Origin of the sequence: Clostridioides sp. ZZV14-6153 (genome assembly GCF_020657855.1) — a bacterium.
GTDB lineage: Bacteria > Bacillota > Clostridia > Peptostreptococcales > Peptostreptococcaceae > Clostridioides.
Genome location: NZ_JAGWCZ010000004.1, coordinates 126,837 through 148,711 on the forward strand (window position 1 = coordinate 126,837; position 21,875 = coordinate 148,711).

General features: G+C 29.0%; 23 protein-coding genes. 6 read left to right on the forward strand and 17 right to left on the reverse strand.

Features of this window, described 5'->3' with window-relative positions; genetic code table 11:
• Window positions 1–80: 80 nt before the first annotated feature.
• The 10 genes from scfA to KGF46_RS07355 all read right to left on the reverse strand — a co-directional run bounded on the left by scfA (window position 81) and on the right by KGF46_RS07355 (window position 7,240).
• Window positions 81–224: a six-cysteine ranthipeptide SCIFF gene (gene scfA / locus KGF46_RS07310; RefSeq protein WP_009891067.1), complete on the reverse strand. Its 144-nt coding sequence runs from the start codon at window positions 222–224 to the stop codon at window positions 81–83.
• A 65-nt stretch (window positions 225–289) separates the two neighbouring features.
• Window positions 290–652, reverse strand: coding sequence for a TIGR04086 family membrane protein (locus KGF46_RS07315; RefSeq protein WP_227827576.1), 363 nt, complete (start codon window positions 650–652; stop codon window positions 290–292).
• Between the two features lie 57 nt (window positions 653–709).
• On the reverse strand, window positions 710–1,003 hold the full coding sequence (yajC, locus tag KGF46_RS07320; RefSeq protein WP_227827577.1) for a preprotein translocase subunit YajC: 294 nt from the start codon (window positions 1,001–1,003) through the stop codon (window positions 710–712).
• Window positions 1,004–1,136: 133 nt separating this feature from the next.
• A complete protein-coding gene (tgt, locus tag KGF46_RS07325; protein ID WP_227861902.1) occupies window positions 1,137–2,258 on the reverse strand; it encodes a tRNA guanosine(34) transglycosylase Tgt in 1,122 nt (373 codons plus the stop codon).
• Window positions 2,259–2,336: 78 nt separating this feature from the next.
• On the reverse strand, window positions 2,337–2,822 hold the full coding sequence (locus KGF46_RS07330; protein ID WP_227482100.1) for a phosphate-starvation-inducible PsiE family protein: 486 nt from the start codon (window positions 2,820–2,822) through the stop codon (window positions 2,337–2,339).
• An 11-nt stretch (window positions 2,823–2,833) separates the two neighbouring features.
• Entirely contained in the window at window positions 2,834–3,859 is a 1,026-nt protein-coding gene (gene queA / locus KGF46_RS07335) for a tRNA preQ1(34) S-adenosylmethionine ribosyltransferase-isomerase QueA (RefSeq protein ID WP_227827579.1), read from the reverse strand.
• A 315-nt stretch (window positions 3,860–4,174) separates the two neighbouring features.
• Window positions 4,175–5,194 carry a Holliday junction branch migration DNA helicase RuvB gene (gene ruvB / locus KGF46_RS07340; RefSeq protein ID WP_227827580.1) on the reverse strand — a complete coding sequence of 340 codons (1,020 nt, stop codon included), beginning with the start codon at window positions 5,192–5,194 and terminating at the stop codon, window positions 4,175–4,177.
• A 72-nt stretch (window positions 5,195–5,266) separates the two neighbouring features.
• Window positions 5,267–5,869, reverse strand: coding sequence for a Holliday junction branch migration protein RuvA (ruvA, locus tag KGF46_RS07345; RefSeq protein WP_227827581.1), 603 nt, complete (start codon window positions 5,867–5,869; stop codon window positions 5,267–5,269).
• On the reverse strand, window positions 5,862–6,371 hold the full coding sequence (ruvC, locus tag KGF46_RS07350) for a crossover junction endodeoxyribonuclease RuvC (RefSeq protein ID WP_227827582.1): 510 nt from the start codon (window positions 6,369–6,371) through the stop codon (window positions 5,862–5,864). The genes ruvA and ruvC overlap by 8 nt, the downstream gene beginning before the upstream one ends.
• A 239-nt stretch (window positions 6,372–6,610) precedes the next feature.
• Window positions 6,611–7,240 (reverse strand): hypothetical protein, encoded by a 630-nt coding sequence (locus tag KGF46_RS07355; RefSeq protein WP_227827583.1) that lies wholly within the window; start codon window positions 7,238–7,240, stop codon window positions 6,611–6,613.
• Window positions 7,241–7,442: 202 nt separating this feature from the next.
• Here KGF46_RS07355 and KGF46_RS07360 point away from each other — a divergent pair, with 202 nt between their 5' ends.
• Both KGF46_RS07360 and KGF46_RS07365 read left to right on the forward strand, forming a co-directional pair.
• Window positions 7,443–7,766 carry a DUF1540 domain-containing protein gene (locus KGF46_RS07360; protein ID WP_227827584.1) on the forward strand — a complete coding sequence of 108 codons (324 nt, stop codon included), beginning with the start codon at window positions 7,443–7,445 and terminating at the stop codon, window positions 7,764–7,766.
• A 285-nt stretch (window positions 7,767–8,051) separates the two neighbouring features.
• The gene (locus KGF46_RS07365; protein ID WP_227827585.1) at window positions 8,052–8,903 is read left to right on the forward strand and encodes a putative ABC transporter permease; all 852 of its coding nucleotides are present in this window, start codon (window positions 8,052–8,054) and stop codon (window positions 8,901–8,903) included.
• A gap of 120 nt (window positions 8,904–9,023) precedes the next feature.
• On the opposite strand, the gene KGF46_RS07370 is transcribed toward KGF46_RS07365, so the two are convergent.
• The 3 genes from KGF46_RS07370 to garR form a co-directional block, all read right to left on the reverse strand.
• Window positions 9,024–10,460, reverse strand: coding sequence for a four-carbon acid sugar kinase family protein (locus tag KGF46_RS07370; protein WP_227850216.1), 1,437 nt, complete (start codon window positions 10,458–10,460; stop codon window positions 9,024–9,026).
• Window positions 10,461–10,518: 58 nt separating this feature from the next.
• Complete coding sequence (locus KGF46_RS07375; RefSeq protein ID WP_227861064.1) at window positions 10,519–11,901, reverse strand: gluconate:H+ symporter; 1,383 nt, start codon at window positions 11,899–11,901, stop codon at window positions 10,519–10,521.
• A 147-nt stretch (window positions 11,902–12,048) separates the two neighbouring features.
• Entirely contained in the window at window positions 12,049–12,939 is an 891-nt protein-coding gene (garR, locus tag KGF46_RS07380; RefSeq protein WP_227861903.1) for a 2-hydroxy-3-oxopropionate reductase, read from the reverse strand.
• A 390-nt stretch (window positions 12,940–13,329) separates the two neighbouring features.
• On the opposite strand from garR, the gene KGF46_RS07385 reads away from it, so the two are divergent.
• From KGF46_RS07385 to KGF46_RS07395, 3 genes are all read left to right on the forward strand, one after another.
• Window positions 13,330–14,001, forward strand: coding sequence for a GntR family transcriptional regulator (locus KGF46_RS07385; RefSeq protein WP_227861904.1), 672 nt, complete (start codon window positions 13,330–13,332; stop codon window positions 13,999–14,001).
• Between the two features lie 100 nt (window positions 14,002–14,101).
• Window positions 14,102–14,650, forward strand: a complete 549-nt coding sequence (locus KGF46_RS07390; RefSeq protein WP_227827590.1) for a hypothetical protein — start codon at window positions 14,102–14,104, stop codon at window positions 14,648–14,650.
• Window positions 14,651–14,913: 263 nt separating this feature from the next.
• A complete protein-coding gene (locus KGF46_RS07395; protein ID WP_227827591.1) occupies window positions 14,914–15,222 on the forward strand; it encodes a hypothetical protein in 309 nt (102 codons plus the stop codon).
• A gap of 143 nt (window positions 15,223–15,365) precedes the next feature.
• Here the strand turns inward: KGF46_RS07395 and KGF46_RS07400 are convergent, their stop codons facing one another.
• The 3 genes from KGF46_RS07400 to KGF46_RS07410 all read right to left on the reverse strand — a co-directional run bounded on the left by KGF46_RS07400 (window position 15,366) and on the right by KGF46_RS07410 (window position 19,667).
• The gene (locus tag KGF46_RS07400; RefSeq protein ID WP_227842567.1) at window positions 15,366–17,156 is read right to left on the reverse strand and encodes an ABC transporter ATP-binding protein; all 1,791 of its coding nucleotides are present in this window, start codon (window positions 17,154–17,156) and stop codon (window positions 15,366–15,368) included.
• Entirely contained in the window at window positions 17,156–18,883 is a 1,728-nt protein-coding gene (locus KGF46_RS07405; protein ID WP_227861905.1) for an ABC transporter ATP-binding protein, read from the reverse strand. The genes KGF46_RS07400 and KGF46_RS07405 overlap by 1 nt, the downstream gene beginning before the upstream one ends.
• Before the next feature lie 247 nt (window positions 18,884–19,130).
• Entirely contained in the window at window positions 19,131–19,667 is a 537-nt protein-coding gene (locus tag KGF46_RS07410; RefSeq protein WP_227827594.1) for a dihydrofolate reductase family protein, read from the reverse strand.
• A gap of 340 nt (window positions 19,668–20,007) precedes the next feature.
• On the opposite strand from KGF46_RS07410, the gene KGF46_RS07415 reads away from it, so the two are divergent.
• Window positions 20,008–21,120, forward strand: a complete 1,113-nt coding sequence (locus KGF46_RS07415) for an alanine racemase (RefSeq protein WP_227827595.1) — start codon at window positions 20,008–20,010, stop codon at window positions 21,118–21,120.
• A gap of 245 nt (window positions 21,121–21,365) precedes the next feature.
• On the opposite strand, the gene KGF46_RS07420 is transcribed toward KGF46_RS07415, so the two are convergent.
• A complete protein-coding gene (locus tag KGF46_RS07420; RefSeq protein WP_227827596.1) occupies window positions 21,366–21,875 on the reverse strand; it encodes a nucleoside recognition domain-containing protein in 510 nt (169 codons plus the stop codon).

Below are 21,875 nucleotides of genomic sequence, written 5' to 3' on the forward strand. Positions count from 1 at the left end.
AAAATAAAAAAGGATACCTCATTAATGATAAAAGAACCATTTTGAGATACCCTCTTACAAACAACTAAATCAATACTTTTCTATCTTTCACACTCTTGATTTGCAACTGTACAAGAAGTCTTACAAGCTGATTGACAAGAAGTTTGACACTCTCCACATCCACCTTTTGCAGCACTTTGCTTTAAAGTAGCTTGAGATAAAGTTTTTACATGTTTATTTTCCATTTTCAACGCCTCCATTTCTAATTGTTTCCTATTGATTATATCACAAAACCACTTTAATATAAACTCTATTTAAAGTTGACACCCAATACGCCTCCAATACCTCCTGCTGCTGATATAAGCAATAACTTATAAATCATTCCTACTTCAAATACGAAGCTCTCTTGTGCTAAAAACACAGTCAAAAAAATACACACTATGTACAAAAGTCCAACTAAAAGCCCATACATAAGTCCCTTTTCTTGCATGTGTTTTGAAGTGTAAAAACCGCCTATAGCTGCAGAAATAGTAGTTATAAATGATGCAACCATAGTTATATTATCTCCACCAATATCTGTAAATGTCAAAAATAAGTTATACACTAATAAAACAGCCAAAGTTATTATATATGCATATCCCAAACCTTTAAAAATATAATTAGATTTTCCCATAAAAAAACCTCCTCTCAAATTAATATATATTCGAGAAAAGGCTTTTAAATTACTATTTTACTGTTCTTCTATTTCTTCTTTTCTAGATTGAACTGTACCTATAGCCCATTTTTCAAATGGAACTTTAGTTCTATTTGGTCCTAATTCTAATATTACAACATCATCTTCAACTTTAGCTACATTAGCTACTATTCCACCTATTGTAATGACTTTGTCTCCTACACCTAGGCTACTTCTCATTTCTTTTAATTGTTTGTCTTTTTTCTTTTGAGGTCTAATCATTAGGAAATAAAAGATTGCTATTACTACTATCCATAGACCTACACTCATCATTATTTGTTGCTGTGGCATTAATTTTTCACTCCTTTGTAAATTATACTCTTTTGTAAATCATAATAAATGTTTATATAACAATTTACTTTCTTTAGCTTTGAGTACTATTGAATATTATATATTAAAATGATTATAATTAATAGTGCAAAACCTATATTTCATACCCATATTTTGCAAAAAATTCATTTCTAAAATCAAGTAATCTATCTTCCATTATCGCTTGTCTTATTTGTTTCATTAAATTTAGTAAAAATTGAAGATTATGAGTAGTTATCAATCTTGCACCCAATATTTCATTTGCTTTTACAAGATGTCTTATATAAGCTCTTGAATAATTTTTGCAAGCGTAACAATCACATTCAGGGTCAAGTGGAGTAAAGTCTTCAGCATAAGTTGCATTTCTAACCACTACTTTACCTTGACTAGTCATTGCAGTTCCATTTCTAGCTATACGAGTAGGTAAAACGCAGTCAAACATATCTACTCCTCTTATAACACCTTCTACCAAATCATCTGGACTACCAACTCCCATTAAGTATCTTGGTTTGTCCTTTGGCATAAATGGAGTTGTGTGTTCTAGTACATCGTACATAAGTGGTTTTGGTTCTCCAACACTAAGTCCACCAATTGCATATCCAGGTAAATCAATACTTGTTATTTCTTTTGCTGATTGCTCTCTTAAATCTTTATACATTCCACCTTGTATTATACCAAATAAAGCTTGCTTGTCTGTATTATTATGGGCATCTTTACATCTTTTTAACCATCTTGTTGTTCTTTCTAATGAATTCTTTACATACTCTCTATCTGCTGGGTATGGTGCACATTCATCAAATGCCATCATTATGTCTGAGCCTAACGCATTTTGTATTTCCATAGCTTTTTCTGGAGTTAAAAAATGTTTTGAACCATCTAGATGTGACCTAAATTCTACGCCTTCTTCTTTTATCTTTCTTAAAGGCCCTAAGCTAAATACTTGAAATCCTCCACTATCTGTAAGTATTGGCTTATCCCAGTTCATAAACTTATGAAGTCCACCAGCTTTTTTTATAAGTTCATGTCCTGGTCTCATATATAGATGATAAGTGTTGCTAAGTATTATTTGTGAACCAATCTCTTTTAATTCTTCTGGTGTCATAGATTTTACTGTTGCTTGAGTCCCAACAGGCATAAATATTGGTGTTTCTATAATTCCATGTGGTGTGTGTAATCTTCCAATCCTTGCACCACTTTGTTTACAAGTTTTTATCAGTTCGTATCTTACTGCGTACATAAATTTCTCCTTAATAATTTTTATTTCTAGTTATTCCATAATATATATTTTTACTAATCTAAACATCTAATATATTTTCTAAATAGATTTATCTTTATCTTCTTTGCTTTGTTGTTCTTTGATTGCTTCTTCATCATGGATACTCGTTATATTAAGAGCACTCTTGTCTTTTGTTACTAAAAACTTTTTTATAGCAAATAGTCCTGCAATAGCTATAACTCCAATTAAAACATCTATCATCCCTTCATTTTTAGGAAGTAATAACATTTTTCTGGCTATAGCATATAGTAGTGCCTCAATAAATGCTCCTGGTATGTGAAGTGATAGCATTACTACAAGCTCAACACCTATCACTAAAAGTAATATTTGTGCTAGGAAATCATTAAGCTGACTGTATTGTACTGGATTTTGAAAATCAACTATATATGCTCCCCACATAAGTCTTAATACATCTATTGTACCTAAAAATACTGCTATCAGAACTACTACTGCTAATACACGTTCAAATATAAAAGCAATCTTTAATATAGGGTTATTCTTTTTTTGTTTTTGTAAACTATGCATCTATTACCTCCCTACTTTATAATCATAGCATCTCCAAAACTGAAGAATCTATATCTTTCTTTTACTGCTTCATTATATGCATTTAATACATTATCTTTTCCACAAATAGCACTTACTAACATGATTAAGGTAGACTCTGGTAGATGGAAATTAGTTATAAGTCTATCCAAAACCTTAAATTTATAACTTGGATATATAAATATGTCTGTCCAACCACTAGTTTCTTTCATCTTGCCATTTTCATCACAAGCTGATTCTATAGTCCTACAACTAGTAGTTCCAACACATACTACATTGTTCCCACTTTCTTTTGCTCTGTTTATTTTGTCAGCTGCATCTTGACTGACCATATAATATTCTGAATGCATCTTATGATTTAAAACATCATCTACTTTTACTGGCCTAAAAGTACCTAAACCAACGTGTAAAGTTATAAATGCTATATCTACACCTTTTTCTTTTATTTCATTTAATAATTCTTCTGTAAAGTGTAGACCTGCTGTAGGTGCCGCTGCTGAGCCATTATGTTTTGAATAAACAGTTTGGTATCTTTCTTTTTCCTCTAATCTAGCAGTTATATATGGAGGAAGTGGCATATTTCCAAGCTCATCTAAAATCTCCTCGAAAATTCCATCATAATGAAACTTTATAATTCTTGAACCTTCATCTGATAAATCTACAACTTCTCCAATCAATTTTCCATTTCCAAAGGAAAACTTAGTTCCTACTTTTGCTCTTTTACCTGGTTTTACTAAAGCTTGCCAAGTATCTTCTTCTGTTCTTTTTAATAATAAAAATTCAATTTTTCCACCAGTCTCAAGTTTTTCCCCTATTAATCTAGCAGGTATAACTCTAGTGTTATTTAAAACTAAACAGTCTCCTGGATTTAAATATTCTATTATGTCTCTAAATACTTTATGCTCAATTTCTCCTGTTTCTTTATCTAATACCATCAATCTTGAACTAGCTCTGTCTTCTATAGGAACTTGAGCTATAAGTTCCTGTGGTAAATCAAATTTAAAATCACTTGTTTTCAATGTCAAACTTCCTCTCTTAAAATTTCTCTAGCTACAATAATATCAAAAAAACAACTTATTTTCTACAATATTACCAGAATATATCAATAAATCCCTATTTTTAACATACAGTATATCCACAATATATAGATATTTTTCCACGATATGCACGTCTTATCCACAATATATAGATACAGTACACACATTTTCCCTTGTATTTATCCACAGTATCTACAGATATAATTACCATTTTGTGGATATATTTGAATTTTTACCCATTTTAGAAATATTTTAATTTAATGATTATTTGTTTAATTAATACCTCTTTTTGTATTTTTATCTATCACTAGGATAAGGTATTTTTAGATGTTCATAGGCTAGGGGCATGGCTACTCTACCTCTAGGTCCTCTATTTATAAACCCTAGTTGAAGCAAATATGGCTCATACACATCTTCTATTGTATTTCTATCTTCACCAATTGAAGCTGCTAACGTATCAAGACCTACCGGGCCACCCCTAAATTTTTCTATTATAGTCATAAGAAGCTTTTCATCCACAAAATCAAGACCTAAATTATCAACTCCCAAAAGTTCAAGAGCATCCTTTGCAACTTCATCAGTTATCCTTCCATCAGCTCTAACCTGTGCAAAATCTCTAACTCTTTTTAGTAATCTATTTGCTATTCTTGGAGTCCCTCTTGAACGTTTTGCAAGCTCTAAAGCTCCTTGAGATTGTATTTCTGCATCTAAAATATTTGATGACCTAAGCACTATTTTTGAAAGTTCATCAACTGTATAATAATCTAATTTACAAATAACACCAAATCTATCTCTAAGTGGATTTGTAAGCATACCAGCTCTTGTAGTAGCTCCAATAAGTGTAAACTTAGGAAGGTCAAGCCTTATACTTCTTGCAGATGGTCCTTTTCCAATTATTATATCTAAACAAAAATCTTCCATTGCTGGATACAAGACTTCTTCAACACTCCTATTGATTCTATGTATCTCATCTATAAATAAAACATCATTTTCATTCAAATTTGTAAGTATAGCTGCTAAGTCCCCTGCTCTTTCTATTGCGGGTCCTGATGTAATCCTCAAATTTACTCCCATCTCATTAGCTATTATACTCGCTAGCGTAGTTTTTCCAAGCCCTGGTGGTCCATATAAAAGTACATGGTCTAACTGCTCATTTCTTGATTTTGCTGCCTCTATAAATATACTAAGTTGCTCTTTGGATTTTTCTTGACCTAAATAATCTTCTAGTGTCTTTGGTCTTAAACTATTTTCTATATCTATATCTTCCATCTTCATGGTAGATGTTATTATCCTATTTTCATCTTCAAAATCTTGCATCTATACCCCTCCTTCCATAATTTTGGAAATCTACTTTATTTTAAATATTATTTTACATTTACAAATTAAATGCTATTTCATAGATTTACTCATTATATATGTAAGTGCTTTTTTTATAATGTCTTCTGTATTCATCCCATCTTTTTTACATTTTTGAACTGCCTCTTTTGATTCTGCTAAGGTATATCCCAAAGCTACAAGTGCATCTATAGATTCATCTTGAGATATTAAAGTAGGTTTTTGTGATAATAATGTTGGTTCAAATTCTATATTATTTTTATCCACTTTATCCTTAAGTTCTAAAACAATTCTCTCTGCTGTCTTTTTACCAACGCCTGGAGCCTTAGATAGTTTCCCAACATCTTCGCTCAAAATATAAGCTCCTAGTTGTGCTGGTGATGCAAATGATAGTATTGAAAGCCCCACCTTAGGCCCTATTTTTGACACAGATGTAAGCAATTCAAACATCTTTAATTCTTCCCTACTTGCAAAACCACAAAGACTCATATCATCTTCTCTTACTATTAGTTTAGTATATATTTTTGCAGTATTTCCTATTTGCAAATTCATTATTGTATTGGATGACACATTTATCTTATATCCTATATCATTGTTTTCAACAACTATACTGTCTATATATATCTCTTCTACTGTACCTTTTATATAACTATACATACTTCCCACCTATATTCTTTAGAGTTTTTTCAAGTTTATTTGAATGAGCATGGCAAATAGCCACAGCTAGAGCATCTGCAACATCATCTGGTTTTGGAACTTTTTTTAAACTTAAAAATGAGGTTACCATCTGTTGAACTTGTGCTTTATCTGCTCTACCATATCCAACTACACCTTGTTTTACTTGAAGTGGAGTGTATTCATATATTGGTTTACCATTATGTGCACAAGCAAGCATAGTAACTCCTCTAGCCTGTGCTACTGTTATAGCAGTTTTTACATTCTTGTTAAAGAATAGTTCTTCCATTCCAACTTCATCTATATTGTAATTCTTTACTATTGTATCAATTCCTTTATATACGAGTTCTAACCTCTTAGAGATATCCATATGCGCAGGTGTTGTTACTGCTCCATAATCTATTACTTTAAATTTACTATTTTTATATTCAATTATACCATATCCAACTATGGCTATACCTGGGTCAATCCCCAATATCATCATTTTAAAAAATTCCTCCTAAAAATAAAAGAAATACCAAAATGTATTTCTCATAAAAACTTATGTTCTAAATCATTATACCATAAATAATATTAACAAATAATAAAATGGTTTATGTTAAATATAAAATCAAATAAAAAAGTTATATCAAAGCAAACTTATCACTTCAATATAACTTTTATATTTAGTACAAATAAATTATTGTATTTTAATAGGCATTAAATATAGTTTAAATCTTAATATTAACTTGCAAAATCTTCTAATCTTGAATAGGCATCTTCCTCTGTATCCATAACTACACCTTTTTTAAGTTCATCTTGAACGGTCTTAGGAAGTGAATCTACTCTTATTTTTGTTTTTTCTACTAATGTTTTATTTCCACTATCATCGTATTTATACAATGCTATATTTCCATTATCATTTTCAATTGTATATTTACCTTTTATAGTATTGTTCATTGCTTGTACATCTTTATTATCACTGTTTTTAGATTCTACCAATATGATTTCATTTTTATCCATACTCTTTATTTTTTTAGTTGGATATTCTTGTTTAAAATATGATACTATTTCTGATTTTGTCTTATCTAATAATGACTCTGGAACTACTCCAGCCATTGTAAGTACTCTCTTATAGTTAGTTTCGTTTTCGCCTTCGCCTTGAAGCCAAACTTCGCAGTTTTTATTTAATCCAAAAGCTTCTTTTGATTCTTCACTCATATTCGCACTAGTACTTACAACTTTACCAGTTTGAACTCCATTGTTTTTTAATTTTGTTCCTATATAAACTCCACTACTTAATACAAAGACTCCTACTAGTACTAATGCAGATATTTTCCAAGGAAATAATTCTTTTTTCTTCTTTTCAAACATTGATTACGCCTCCTTTTTCTATTATTTTCTCCAAGCTGTAAGTTTTTATACAATTTAGGTAAATTTTAGAAGAAAATATATCTGTATTTCAAATTATTCTAAAAATAGATATTTTCTAAAAGGAAGTTTTCTCTTAAATGTTATATTCTTGCAATTATATGGACATAATTTATAATAAATAATAGTTTAGGAGGTAATAACTTTGGAAAGAATCAATTGTAATGTAACTAACTGCTCACATAATAACAGCCATATATGTTATGCAGATAAAATTTTTATAAATGGTGAACAAGCTCATAATGATAGACATACTTGCTGTAGTTCGTTTTTAGATGAGTCTATTTATAGTAATCTATCTAACAATGTTAACAATAGAAATTGTGAAGAATTAGTTTGTAGTGTCAAGACTTGTAAGTACAATAAAGATGGTAGCTTATGTAATCTTGATAATATATTAGTCGCTCCTGAAACTGATAGAGTAAATCTTTACACTGAAACATGTTGTTCTAGTTTTAAATGTAAATAAGTAAAATATAAATAATATAAGGGTGTCAAAGTTAATCAAAGCAATATACTGTAGAGTATCTACAGGTATTAGTTCGATTATACTTGACACCCTTATTTATTTTAAATAAAATCTCATTGCTATAGTTCTGCATATAATATTATAATTGTAATTAAATTTGATAAATTTCTATAAATTGGTATAATCAATATGTAAATTAAGTTTAAGGTGATATAGTTAATTATGAAAGAAAATATCAGATATATAGTATTATATAATGTTATATTAACTAGAAATGAGGTATTTATGAGTACATTTTATATTCAATTTCTTTATTTTGTAATTTATAGTTTTATAGGATGGTGTTGTGAGACTACATATTGTTCTGTTTTGCAAAAACAATTTGTAAATAGAGGTTTTTTAAATGGACCCTTTTGTCCTATATATGGATTTGGGGCACTAGCAATAGTAGCTACACTGACTCCTTTTGTTCATAATATTCCCTTATTATTTGTATTTAGTATAATTATAACCAGCATAATGGAGTATTTTACAAGTTTTGTATTAGAAAAACTATTTAATATGAAGTGGTGGGATTATTCCAATCACAAGTTCAACATTCATGGAAGAGTTTGCTTAGAAAATTCACTTATGTTTGGTGTATTATCATTAATTGTAATGCTGATAATACATCCTATTGTAGTTGATTTCATAGATTATATTCCTAAAAATATACTATTTATTCTTGGTATATCTATAGAAATTTATTTTGTTTTAGATTTAATAATTACAGTACACACAATTTTACAATTAAATGGTAAATTAAAACAAATCCATCTTATAATTAAGGAATTAAAAGATAAAAAAGAATACTACAAAATCATTACACAAGAAACTATTGAGAATAAGCTTGAGACTTTGGTTGAAAATAGACTTGAGACTTTAGAGGATAGATTTGAAATATTAAAAGAAAGAGAAAATTATCGTTATGCTAAAAACAGAATTGAAGAACTTAAAAACAAACTTAATACTCTACTATCTAGCCACAAATTGCTTCATAGACGTATTATTAAAGCGTTCCCTAATATAAGCTCTAATAAGCATAAAGATATTTTAAATAAAATCAAAGAAGATATTAAATCAATCAAAAAAAAATAAATAATCTAAATCATATGCCATATTGTAATATAAATATTTATAAATACAAATAAGAGGCTGTCTCAAAATAGAGATAAGCCTCTTTTTCATTGTTGAAATGATGAAATAAAAGATTTTCTTCTAACCCATTAATACTTCAACAGCTTCTCTAAGTGTGCTAACTTCTCCAACATTGCCAGGGAAAATTATATATGGCATATTAGGAAATTTACTTTCTTCTCCTGTCATCCATACTGGTATACCAGGTTTTATTTGACCCATTACAGTAGCTTTTTTTACTTTTAGTGCCTTAGTTCCAACATCACTAGATGTAATTCCACCTTTTGCTATAATAAAATTTGGTCTTACATTAAGCATACCAACTATACTAGTCACAGCATCTGAAATTTCTACAGAAACCATAAGTTGTTTATCTTTATCATTCGTATCTAAATCAAAACGCTCACGTCTAGTATACACAGCAACAGTCTTTCCATTAGTTATTTTCTCTTCTACAACTTGTATAACTCTTTTTACTTCATTTTTCAAGCCATTTTCCTGCAAAACTAAATGTTGATTAAACTCTATAAATTCTATAGGATGCTTACAATTTTTAAGTTCTTCTAGTTGCTGAGTAGTTTTATTTACATGTGAACCAACAAGTATAATACCTCCATTAGTATTATCTTTTAATACTAATTCCTCTTTAGTAAGTAATTCCTTATCACTTACCCCACCAAGTACCTTTGTTATAGCAGCAGCGCTTCTAAATATAAATTCTTTACCACTATTTACTGCACGTATAAACGCAATTGTAAATACCTTTACATCTACATAATCTATTGCATTTACAATGATTTTGTTGAAGTTCTTAGCCATTTTAAGCTTTTCTGTTATACTATCAATATTTAGACTTCTAAGTTCCTCTAATGAAACGTATATCATATCACTAGATTTATATTCTCCATTTGTTTTTTCTTCACACCATTCTCCTATATCGGAAGATTTATAGCCAAAGGATTTATCTTTTGCAAATTCAGTCATTCCCGCTGGTACAAGCATCTCTCCTTCTTTTACATAATGTACATTGTCTATGGTAAATCTTCCACCTTCTTTGAAAAATGGCATTATTATTTCACCATCAAATAGTTTCCCTGATAATTTTTCCACCTCATTTTTCAACAAATTAGTTTCAAGAGGATAATGTCCCCTCATTGTTGAATCACTTCGGCTTATAATAATAAAATCTTGATTAACTTTTTGAGAAATATCCACAATATTTTTTGAAATTTCCTTATGCACTTCTGTTGTTTGAGCAACTGTAAATCCCCTTGAGTTAGTAAGTATAAAAAACATACTATTTTCTTCATCAAAGCCTTGTTCTATGCTACTCTTATCCCAATCAGTATATACAGAAACATCATGAACTGTTTGTACTCCAGTTGGGTCATCATCTAATACAATAATCTTTCTATTTAAATTTTTAAGTTCATTTACAAGTAATTTATTTAATTTATCTTCATCTACGGTCTTAAAAGTATCAAGTATATCTATGTTAATTGAATTGACTTCTCTCACTAAAAATCCCCCTTTATGTAATTTATTATAGTATGCTTATGTTTAGTATTTATATTTTTTATAAACCTGGAAGTGGTACAATACCGTTTATAACACTAAGTAATAAAACCATTATAAATGCTGTAACACCAGCAATTGTACCTCCTATTGTCCATGAATTTAAAGTATCCTTAACTGACAAGCCACTAAATCTTGAAAGTACCCAGAATCCAGAATCGTTTGGAAGAGAGAAACCAACACCACCAGCACATATAGCAAGCCCTACTAAAACTGGTGACATACCAGTTGCTAAAATAGTAGGTCCTAAAATTGATGATGTAGTCACTAGTGCTACAGTAGCAGAACCCTGAGAAATTCTAAGCAATGCACTTAATAAGAATCCAAGTACCACAACTGATATACTAAGTCCAGACATAGTGTCAACTAAGAAGTTTCCTATTCCACTAGCATTTATAACACTACCAAATGCTCCTCCTGAGCCTGTTATTAATAATATCAATCCTGCTGAATCAGCAGCTTCAATAACAACATCTCCCATAGGCTTACTTATGTACTTCTTCAAAAATACTATTGCTACCAATATTCCAAGCAATATTGCTATATTCTTATCCCCTATAAATGCAAGTATTCCACTCATTTTAGAACCTTTTTCTAAAAACATACTAAATACGTTTGATACAAGTATAAGAAGTATTGGAAATAATAAAGAAAACATAGAAACTCCAAAACCTGGCACTTTATCAGAGTTATCATTTTCAAGTTCAATACTCTCTTTTCCTTGTTCTAAATTTTTTTCTTTATTATTTTCGTCAATTACATAAGCTGGATACTTTTCAAAACGTTTTCCATAAATCCATCCTCCTGCAAGAGCTGCTGGAAATGCAACAATTATGGAATAAAGTATAAAACTGCCTACATTTGCATTTACATTTGCTGCAACAGCTAAAGGCCCTGGTGTTGGTATTACAAGTGCATGACCTACTATTGTACCAACTCCTAATGCACACACAAAAACCATAAGAGATTTCTTGGTTACTCTTGAAACATATTTAATTATAGGCATCATTATAACAAATGCTGCATCCATAAACACTGGAATTGAAATTAAAAATCCTGCTGTAGTTATAGCTAATGCACTATTTTTTTCTCCAGTTCTAGCCAGCAATCCCTTTGCAATAGATTCTGTTGCTCTTGATTCTGAAAGTATATTTCCAAATATTATTCCAAGCCCAATTACAATACCAATACTACCTAATGTACTTCCAAATCCAGTTGATATTGTAGTTGAAATTTCATTTATAGGCATCTTAACCATAAATCCTGTAATTATAGATGTTATAAGCAAAGCCAAAAATGGATTTACTTTAAACTTAATAATCGACACAAGCAAAATTCCTATAGATATAATAAATGCTATCAAAAGTCCATATCCTGTAATCATAATCTTTTCCCCTTTATAATTTACTTTATTATCTCTTAACCTTATTTTTTCTTTTATTATGATACCGTAACTCTATTGTCTTTGTATAATATAATCTAAATCTAATTTTAATAATACATACCTACTATCCCATCAATATATTTGCCATTAGTTATTGTGTTTTTTTATTTCAACACCTGCTAATTTTTCAAAATATTGAGCTATTCCACCATGGTCATCTTCTAAATGTCCATGTACTTTTAATGTTTGCATAATTTCTAATAGCTGACTTGTCATAGGTAGTGGCACATCCAAATTGTGTGCTGTCTGCATTACATTTTTTATATCTTTTAGATTGATAGATATTTTTCCACCTGGTTTAAAATCACGATTCATAATCATTGGTATTTTTGCATCCAATATTGTACTGCCAGCTAGACCTCCTCTTATTGCCTTGTACACTTTTTCTGGGTCTGCTCCTGCTTTGGCTGCAAGTACAAATGCTTCAGATACTGCTGCTATTGTAAGATTAACTATTACTTGATTTGTAAGTTTTGTAACACTTCCACTGCCATTGTCTCCAATTAAAATAGATGAACTTCCCATTATATTAAAAAATGGCTCTACTTTTTTATATACTTCTTCTTTACCACCAGCCATAAAAGCAAGTGTTCCATCAATTGCTTTTGGTTCACCTCCACTTACTGGTGAATCTATAAATTCTAAGTTCATTTGCTTTAATTTTTCTGCACATGACATAGATTCTGTAGGAGTAACTGAACTCATATCTACAATTATACTGCCCTCTTTTAAAGAGTTTGTTAAACCATCAGCTCCAAATAATATATCTTGAACAATGGCTCCATTTGGAAGTATTGTAAATACAATTTCACACTCTTCACCTATTTCTGAAAGACTTGCATATTTTGCACCATATGATACAAGCTCATCTACAGCAGATTTATTAATATCATATACTAAAAGATTGCATCCACCTTTTATTAAATTCTTAGCCATTGGTTTTCCCATTATTCCTAATCCAATAAATCCTAACTTCATTATATATCCCTCCATATTTTCACATTTTTGAAAACGTTTTTTATGATTTAAAGTATACTACACACCAGTATACCGGTCAATATAAAATATAAAAGTATTTATTTTAACAATAAAACATTCTTTTTAGCCTTCTATAATAGAATTCAACTCTTATTACCATATTTAATACACACTATTTATGTTAAATAATACACACTATTTCCATATTATATTTAATCATACTTTATATTAATTATTTTTATCAATAATTAAGTATCATTCAACTAAACATTTATTTATATAGTCCAATATATAATTTAAATTTCAAAGGATTGACCTTAATTTTACTATGTTGTATTCTTAACATTATATAAGTTTTTGTATTTTCACATTGTTTAGGGGGTATAAAATATGGCTACATTTAAAAGATTACAAGAACAAGCATATGACTATTTAAAAGAATTAATACTATCTGGTGAAATAATAGAAAATGAAATATATTCTGAAACAAAGCTTGCGAGTGAAATAGGTATCTCAAGAACGCCTATAAGAGATGCTCTTCAAAGACTCAGCCAAGATGGTTTTATAGATATAATTCCAAGTAAGGGTTTTAAAATTCATCAAATCACAGCTAATGAAATTGTAGAGATATTTCAAATACGCTCCGCAATAGAAGGGTTTTGCACTTTTTTAATTACAAGTCAATACAAAGAGTCTAGAGCAATTGAAACTATAGATAAATTAAAGTATCTTTTAGATAAACAAAAAGACATTGTATCAAGTGATAAGAATTTAAATACATTTGCAGAATACGATACTCTATTTCACACAACAATCGTCTCATATGCTCAAAATACTGAATTTGATAAGATGTTCAACAGCTATATGTACAGAATAAAAAAATTAGCTCTTGATTCACTATCACATGAGGGAAGACTAGAAACAACATTAAAAGAACATACAGATATTTTTAATAATATATCTAACGGATGTACTGAAGATATTTATAAAACAACACTTATTCATATGGAAACTCCTAAATACATCAATTTAGAAGATTTTTGTAATAATAAATTATTTTAATAATCTATTTATATTTACTAAAATTTTATTTATCTTAAATCAATTTCTTATTTATAAAAAATACTCTATAATTATAGTGTAACTACTATTATTTTAAGGAGTGATTTTTTTGAACAAAGATACTGTAACTAATGAAACTATCGACAAAGATTATGCTATTGAAGAAGTTCGTATGGCCTGTAAACACTTTGGTGATTTATATTTTTATTTTACCAAAGTATTAGTTGAGGAATTTGGAAATGAAAAAACTGCTGAAATATTGAAAAAAGTTTTGTTTGAAAGATCAGAAGAAAGAGCTATTGCTATGAGAGAAAGAGCCAATGAAAATGGAGATGAATTGATTGCTGACAATATTGCTAGTATAACTGATGTTCCATTTTTAGGTTGGGTTCCTGAATTTGAAGAGTTACACTGTCCTTATGGAGCTTCCTGGCTTTCACGCTTTGAAGAAAATCCTTGGTTTAAGGAATTTGCATCCCTTTATTGTGATGTTACTGATACCACTGTTGCTGAGGTATTTACAGGAGATACATCACATAAAATAACAAAAAATATTCTATGGGGAGATAAAATTTGTGAGAGAATATATTTTCATGATGATAATATATCTCAAGGTAAATATACTTATGGAACCAGAAACTGCAAGTAAATAATTTAATTTTTCTATATTTTTATACTATATTTTGTACTTTTTCATATAAATATTATAACTAGTCTTTTATTTTACTTTTGTTTAACTTAAAGATAATTTACTTTTAACTTCTATGAATTATTATATAAGTAATAAAAAATTTATCTTTATAAAATTATAGTCTTTAGGTTTATAATTTACATAATATTTATGCTCTTTATAAAACTTTTTAGAAGCTTCTATTGTTATACTATAAAACTATCTTGAGAAAGGCTGATTAAATGTTTAATAAAATATATGAAAAAAAAGAATTTATAGTTTTTCAAGTTAAAAACGGTTATGTAGTTTATAATACTAGAAAGAATTTTGAAGAAGGTCATACACATTTAAAACATTTTGAAGCAGCAAAAACAGCTATTGACTTAGCTATAAACAAAAAAATTCCTCGAAGTAAAGACGGATATTATCTAACTAGTTTAATTCGCATAAGTGACGATTGTTATTACATCAATAAGTTAAGTGAGTTATTATATGTCAGAGAACAAAAAGGTAAAAAAGAAAAATACTGCAATTCTAGTTATCAGATATAACAAGATTAGTTGTCAAATATAAATATTTTAAGCTTAAAGCTAAAGAGTATCAGTAAGTTTATAAAAAAATAACTTTGCTGATACTCTTTTTAATTATAACATTAGTAATTTAAGTTATAGCTATTATATAAACATATATTTTTTTATTCAGATTCTGTATCTGCAAATTGGCTATTATAAAGCTTCTCATAAAATCCGCCTTTTTCCATTAATTCATCGTGATTACCTTGCTCTATAATACTTCCATTATTCATAACCAAAATCAAATCAGCATTACGAATTGTAGAAAGTCTATGTGCTATAACAAAACTAGTTCTACCATTCATAAGATTTCTCATTGCCTTTTGAAGCATCAATTCTAACCTAGTATCAACAGAGCTAGTAGCCTCATCTAATATCAATATCGAAGGGTCTGATATAAAGGCTCTAGCTATAGTTAAAAGCTGTTTTTCTCCAAGCGATATATTAGATGCTTCTTCATTTAAAAACATATTATATCCATCTGGAAGTGTAGTTATAAAGTGATGTACATTTGCTACTTTTGCTGCTTGTATAATTTCTTCCTTAGTAGCTCCAAATCTACCATATTCTATATTTTCAAAAATAGTACCATTAAATAGCCATGTATCTTGAAGTACCATTCCAAACATTGAACGTAAATCTTCACGTCTCATATCTCTAATATCTACTCCATCAACTTTAATAGCTCCTCCCTTTACATCATAAAATCTCATCAATAAGTTTATTAATGTTGTTTTACCTGCTCCAGTAGGGCCAACAATAGCTACCATTTGACCACTTTTTATTTCTACATTTAAATCTTCTATTAAAGTTTCACTTTCTCCATAGCCAAAATTTACATGTTCAAATGTGACATTTCCTTGTACATTTTCTATCTTAATTGGATTTTCAACATCAGGAATTTCCTCTTCTTCATCCAAAATTTCAAATACACGCTCTATTGCTGCAAAAGAAGATTGTATTACAGTTGATAATTGTGTCATCTGTGAAAGAGGCTGATTTATTTGCCATATGTAACGTACAAATGCTTGTAAATTTCCAACTGTTATCCCTCCACTCACTGCATATATAGAGCCAACTACTGCTACTGCTGCAATTCCAAAATAAGTTACTAATGAAACCATTGGATTCATCATACTTGATATAAACTGTGCCTTAAATCCATTTTCACAAAGTTCTTGATTTACTTTTTTAAATTCTTCTATAGAGTCTTCTTCTTTTCCATATAATTTTATTTCATTAAATCCAGTATACATCTCTTGTACTTTTCCATTTAATTTTCCAAGAGCATTTTGTTGTAATGAAAATCTATTTTGTGATTTTTTTACTATGAACTTAGATACAAAATAACTAATTGGAATTATAAAAAGAGCTATAAATGCCATATATACATTAATTGTAAACATCATGGAAATTGCCAAAATTATTACTAAAATTGAGTTGATAATTTGCATAAAACTCTGCTGTAAAGCATTTGATATTGTATCTACATCATTTGATATACGGCTTAGTACATCTCCAAAACTATTGCTGTCAAAGTAACTAATAGGCAATTTTCTTATCTTATTTTCTACTTCATTTCTTAAGTCTCTCATTGTATTTTGAATAGCATTTGTAAGTAAAAAACTTGAAGCATACGTAAAAATTGCATTAGCAACATATATACATGCTAAGAGTGCCAAAATTTTTACTACATAGTTAAAATTCACAGATGCTCCTGGTATTCCTTTTGCTATACGAATTACATCTTTAGTTAATTGTGTTATTATTAATCCCTCTGTTTTAGGAGCAATTGCATTCATAGTAGCTGCTAAAATTATACATATAATAGCTATAATAAATGAAAATTTATATTGCTTTACAAATGGAAGAAGTCTACCAATTGTTTTTTTAAAACCTTTAGACTTTTTCATTATTCCAATTCCTCCTTTTTCAACTGAGATGTTGCAATTTCATAGTATATTTCACAATTTTTCAATAATTCTTTATGAGTTCCCATTCCAACAACTTTTCCTTCATTTAGTACTATAATTTTATCAGCATCAATAATTGAGCTAATTCTCTGTGCAACAATCAATACAATTGCATTTTTTGTTTCTTTTTTTAGCTTAGAACGAAGTATTGCATCAGTCTTAAAATCTAACGCAGAAAAGCTATCATCAAATATATATATTTCAGGCTTTCTTATAATAGCTCTGGCAATAGAAAGTCTTTGCTTTTGACCTCCAGATACATTAGATCCACCTTCACTAATTAATTCATCAAATTTTCTAGGTTTTTTTGATATAAACTCATATGCCTGTGCAACTTTGGCTGAATGTTCTAATTCTGATGTTCCTGCTTTATTTTTACCAAATCTAATATTATTTGCTATACTACCAGTAAAAAGCAATGCTTTCTGAGGTATAAATCCTATTTTTTTTCTTAAAGCCTTTAAGTCATATTCCCTTATATCTACTCCATTTATCTTAATGCTACCTTCTGTTACATCATAAAATCTAGGTATCAAGTTAATTAGAGTACTCTTTCCACTACCAGTACTACCTATAAAGGCAACTGTTTCACCTGTCTTTGCAGTAAACGAAATATCTTTAAGCACAGAGGCCTCTCCATCTGGATAAGTAAATGTTACATTGTCAAATTCTATAAGTCCTTTATTTTCAGTATCTTTTACTCCCTTTTTAGGATTTTTTATAAATGGCTCTTCTTCTAAAATTTCTTTTATTCTATTTGCTGAAACTTCTGCTCTTGGATACATGATAAATACCATTGAAAAAAGCATAATTGAAAACATAGCATGGAAAAGATATTCCAAAAATGCAACTAATTGTCCAACTTGAATTTCTCCAATATTTATTTTCTCACTGGAAATCCAAAACACAGCTAAAACAGCTATATTTAATAGTAAAAAGAATGCGGGTTGAGTAATTGACATAAGTTTAAACAATTTTTTAGAAACATTAGCATAATATGTATTTGTTTCTTCAAATCTTTTTGTCTCATAGTCATCATTCCCAAATGCTCTGATTACCCTTATTCCAGTTAAATTTTCTCTTGATATAAGGTTTAGTTTATCCAGTCCTTTTTGTTGTTTGGATGATATTGATTGAGAAACTTTTGCTATTATTGCTACTCCAATAATTATAAAAGGCACTGATATAGCTAATACCAAGGAAAGCTCTACACTTGTTCTAATTGTCATGATTATACTTATAATAAACATGACTGGAGTTAATAAAGCTGTTCTAAGAAGTATATTTACAAATTGTTGAATTTGAAATGCATCATTTGTAGTTCTTGTAATCATTGAAGAAATCCCAAATTTATTGTATTCAGTGTGTGAAAACTCTTGAGATTTTTTAAATATATCATTTCTTATATCTCTAGTTACTCCTGTTGATATTTTTGCAGAACAATAACCCAATAATACACTACCTACAACTCCTATAATAGAAATAACAACTATTACTATTCCCATTTGTTTTATGTAAGTTGTGTTTTGATTTGCAATACCATTATCAATTATTTTAGCTATTATTGTTGGTATACCTAATTCAACTAATGCAAAACTAAATATAGCCAGTATATTTAATCCTATTAATAACTTATAATTTTTTAAATAATTTAAAATTAATTTCATATTCTACTCCTTTCTAAATTTTTGAGACAGTGTAATTATTATGTAATAATACCAAGCTTATGAATACTTGCTTTTATAAAAAAAGGAGAAAAGAGTTAGTGCACTCTCTTCTCCAGCATATTCTTTCTAATACACCCTCCGATAAGTCGCTTATATGTTACCATATTTGACAAGTAATGTCAATTCATATATAATTTAAGTTTTTAAATACTTTATTTTATAAAATGATAACAAGCCAGCACATACTTTATACTTGTTTTTTACTATATTCTAATTTTACAAGTTGTTCTAAATTACTAACTTTTTTAAGATTTAAATTTGTTCTCTGTATTCCAGTTTTAAATAATGGAATTCCTCTACCTAATATTGTTGGCAATACATATACAAAATAATCATCAATTAGATTATCTTTTATAAATAATTCTACTATTTCACTTCCTCCAATTATCCAGATATCTTTTCCTTCTTTCTCTGCTCTAATTTGTTCAATTAGTTTTTTAGGTTCCAAATTTGTATACTTTACATTTTCAGTAACTCCACTAGTAGTCTTTGAATACACATAACATTCTTTCCCTTCATAAAACCATTCATTTGGGCTTAGTTCATTTATTATTTGTGTATATGTTGAATTTCCCATAATAACTGTACCAATTGTATCGTAAAAAGTATTATAGTCTTCTTGTTGAGAATCTGAAGCTACTTCATCTAAAAAAGCTACACTACCATCTTCTTCTGCTATATAACCATCTAAACTCATTGCAATATAAAGTACTACTTTTCTCATATTTATTACCTCCAAAATTTATAATATAAGTTTTTTATGCTAAAACAAAATTTTCACTCACTTAAAATACCCTATTAAATAAAACTCAAACAGTTTTAAGTAAAACCACAAAGTAAAACATTATTATATATACAGTTTAATAATCACATAATTTTACAGCTAATAAATATATTGAAAATTCTAATTAATCTAAATAAATATTGCTCTAAATTCATACTAGTTCTATAATATAATTAGAAGATATTTATATTATAGAACTAATCTTATCATAATATTTTATTAATATCATAAAATCAAGACCTATGATTGATTTTACTTTTATTGAAAGGTGGTAAACAACATGAAAATTTCAGAAATTGCTACACCAAGCTTTTTACTAGATTTAGACCAGTTAGAAGAAAATATAAATACAATACAACAAATTTGTACAAAGAACAACAAACAGCTTTGGCCTATGCTTAAAACGCATAAAAGCACATATATTGCAAAACTTCAAAAAGATGCAGGTGCTGCTGGATTTCTTGTTGGAACTCTTGATGAAGCTGAAGCTTTGATAAATGCTGGCTTTAAAGATATTATGTTGGCTTACCCTTACATGGGAGATGCAAATATAAACAGGGTAGTAACTATGGCTTCAAAAATAAATTTAATATGTGCTACAGATAATATAGAATGTGCAAAAGCTTACAGTAGGGCTTTTTCTCTAGCTAAAATTGAATGTAAACTACTTCTTATTGTAGATTGCGGATTACACCGTTTTGGTGTTGAACCAGAAAAAGTAGTCGAACTTGCTACTGAAATTTCAAAACTAGAAAGTATAAATATTGTTGGAATAAGCTCACATCCAGGTCAAGTATACGGTTGTAGTTCTCCAGAAGGTGTGCCAGATGTTTGTATTCAAGAAGATTCTACTATGGAGAAAGCATCTAAATTATTAACTGATAATGGCTTTAATATAGATATTGTAGCTTCTGGAAGCACTCCAACAGTTGAAACTGAGGCTGCTTCTAAAACTATCACTGCTGTAAGACCTGGAAACTATGTATATTATGATGCTATACAAATAGGTCTAGGATGTGCTACTGAAAAGATGTGTGCTCTTACTGTTGTATGTACTGTAATCTCAAAAAATAGTAATGGATATTATTTAGTTGATTGCGGAAGTAAATGTCTTGGATTAGATAAGGGTGCACATGGAAATAGTAGTATTGTTGGATATGGTAGAGTTTGTGAGCATCCAGAACTTACTATTGATTCACTTTCAGAAGAAGTTGGTAAAATTAAAGTAAATGGAGAAACTGATATAAAAATAGGTGATAGAATAAGAATTATACCTAATCACTCTTGTTCTACTGCAAACTTAACTAGTAATTTACTAGGCTTTAGAGGAGATACAATAGAAAAAGTCATTGAAGTAGATATACGCGAAAATTCAAAACATATTGTACTTTAAAAATACATTTATTTTGATATTAGCATGAAAGTATATTTAGTCTAAAATTAATGTTAATGTTGTAAAAAGAAAAATATAAATTCTAGAAATATAAATTTAAAAGAAGTTTACCAAAATAAATTTTTAGTAAACTTCTTTTTTAATTAATATACATATTAATTACTATATATTAATTGCTGTACATCAATTCTTGTATATATTAATTCTTATACACACTTTATAATTAAGTCATAATTTTATTTTTTTTACATTAGTCCCATAACAGTAAGTAAAACTCTTACTATCAACATTCCCACTACTGCATCAAATATAGGAACTGCCAACAACAACATTCTATACTTAGTACTAGCATTTGCTACAAGTACTATTCTCGCATAATGACCAACTAGAGTACCCATTAGCATACATGGCATAATTAATATAGTTGCTTGTGGTGCAGTAATTAGACCTTGTGCAAATAAGTTTGCAGCTGTTGCTGCTCCTGCTGCCTTAGCAAAGAAAGCTGCTATCAAGACTACAACTGATTCCCCAGGTAATCCAAAAATACCCATTACTGGACCAAAAATACTTCCTAAAATATCAACCAAGCCAGTTAATTGTAGAAACTGTACTATTACATATCCCATTACCATGGCTGGTAATATTTGTTCAACTCCTATGTAAAAACCTTTTTTTGCTCCTCCCATAAAAGTTTCAACAATAGTTTTCTTAACTTTATTATTTGCAATTGTATTTCCAGAAGTTTGTTGACTCAT